This is a genomic window from Pseudoalteromonas sp. S3178 (genome assembly GCF_005886985.1).
GTDB lineage: Bacteria > Pseudomonadota > Gammaproteobacteria > Enterobacterales > Alteromonadaceae > Pseudoalteromonas > Pseudoalteromonas carrageenovora.
In genome coordinates, this window is sequence record NZ_PNCW01000651.1 from 1 (window position 1) to 383 (window position 383).

Here is a 383-nt window from a genome sequence, read left to right on the forward strand (position 1 = left end):
TGTAATTTAGCAAGGCTGCCATCAGCGATACAATCCGCTAAGATTTCAACTGCATCATGTTCAAAAACACGTAAGTTAGTGATGCCTTGCTCATCTGCATCCATCAAACAAGCACCTACACCTGGACGGTGTACTTCTATGCCAATAAAGTTTTGTTGTGGGTTATTTTTTGCCATCTCAACGAGAGATTTACCCATACCAAATCCAATCTCAAGAACGACTTCATTGCTGTTACCAAAAACTTCAGTAAAGTCTAGCAAACCTTGTTGGTGTTCCAGTCCCATTGTTGGCCAGCATTTTTCTAGCGATGCTGCTTGGCCTTTTGTAAGACGTCCTTCACGCTTAACAAAGCTACGCACTTTTCTGATGTACTTGCCTTCTTC

At 42.0% G+C, this 383-nt stretch carries 1 protein-coding gene; it reads right to left on the minus strand.

Annotated features, from left to right (window positions below; translation table 11 throughout):
* Positions 1-383: tRNA (guanine(46)-N(7))-methyltransferase TrmB (locus CWC11_RS22610; protein WP_138684297.1), on the minus strand; the 383-nt coding region annotated here is incomplete at both ends.